2 protein-coding genes and 1 pseudogene are annotated in these 1097 nt (G+C 74.1%); 2 read left to right on the top strand and 1 reads right to left on the bottom strand.

Annotation, left to right across the window (positions count from 1 at the left end; translation table 11 throughout):
* Together P1P70_RS44960 and P1P70_RS44955 are read left to right on the top strand one after the other, a co-directional pair.
* Positions 1–308, top strand: a pseudogene (locus P1P70_RS44960) (hypothetical protein); the annotation flags it as partial.
* On the top strand, positions 305–745 hold the full coding sequence (locus P1P70_RS44955; RefSeq protein WP_319248305.1) for an NUDIX hydrolase: 441 nt from the start codon (positions 305–307) through the stop codon (positions 743–745). The pseudogene P1P70_RS44960 and the gene P1P70_RS44955, both read left to right, overlap by 4 nt.
* 42 nt (positions 746–787) lie before the next feature.
* Here P1P70_RS44955 and P1P70_RS44950 read toward each other — a convergent pair whose 3' ends face one another.
* A complete protein-coding gene (locus P1P70_RS44950; RefSeq protein ID WP_184892294.1) occupies positions 788–955 on the bottom strand; it encodes a hypothetical protein in 168 nt (55 codons plus the stop codon).
* Positions 956–1097: the final 142 nt, after the last annotated feature.

Below are 1097 nucleotides of genomic sequence, written 5' to 3'. Positions count from 1 at the left end.
ACCCCCAGGACGCCCCCTGGCACCAGGTGCGGCTGCTGCTCCGCCTCCACCGCTACGCCCTGGAGGTCCTGCACCCCGAGGCCGTCCCCGTCGACGTACGCCTCCTCGCCGCAGGTGAGGCCCTCAACCGCCACCGTGACGCCAGCGAGGCGGCCTCCGCGGCGGCCTCCGCCGCCCGCACCCCGCGTATCGCCCCGGCCACGGCCTACGCCCTCGGCGTCCTGCACGCCGACCAGCGCCACGAAGTGGAGGCATCCCGGTTCACGTTCCAGCAGTGCTGGCAGAAGGAGACGGTGAGCACGTCGTGACCGAGAACACCGACAGCGCCCCGGAGGCGGCGCACGCCGTCCGAGCGGCCGGCTGCGTCCTGTGGCGCCACTCCCCCGAGGGCGGGGACATCGAGATCTGCCTGGTCCACCGGCCGAAGTACGACGACTGGTCGCACCCCAAGGGGAAACTGAAGCGCGCCGAGGACGCCCTCGCAGGCGCACTGCGCGAGGTCGAGGAGGAGACCGGCCACCGGTGCGCGCCGGGGCCCCGGCTGCCCACGGTCCACTACTTCGCCAACGGCCGCGCCAAGACAGTGCGTTACTGGGCGGCCAGGGCGACAGGCGGCCGCTTCGCACCCACCGCCGAGGTGGACCGGATCCTCTGGCTGCCCCCGGCCGCCGCCCGCGACCGGCTCACCCAGCCGCGCGACCGCGAACTGATCGACGAGTTCCTGACGGCCCTCCGCCACCTGTAGGGCTCGCGGCCCGAGCGCCGCCGCATAGCCCGCTACACCCCGCTACACCCCGCTCAGCGCGTGGCCCTCCGCGTCCGTCCGCGCCAGACTCCGCGCCCGCCGGGCCGGACCGCGCCAGCCACAGGTGCAACGCGCCACACAGAAGCGGCCCTGATCGACGGTGGTCGTACGGTGCTGCTGCGGCGTCTCCGGCTCGTCCTGGTGCACCACACCGACAACGCTACCCAAGGCAAGCACCCCCACGCCCCACAGCCCCGACGCACTTCGAACGGCGAAGCCCCTCGGGGCCGAGGCCCGTTGAACGGGCGAAGCCCTTCAAGGGGCGCGGGGAACTGCGCGACCAGCCCCCACC

This window comes from Streptomyces sp. MB09-02B, assembly GCF_033794485.1.
Lineage (GTDB): Bacteria > Actinomycetota > Actinomycetes > Streptomycetales > Streptomycetaceae > Streptomyces.
This window is presented reverse-complemented; position numbering and strand designations above follow the sequence as displayed.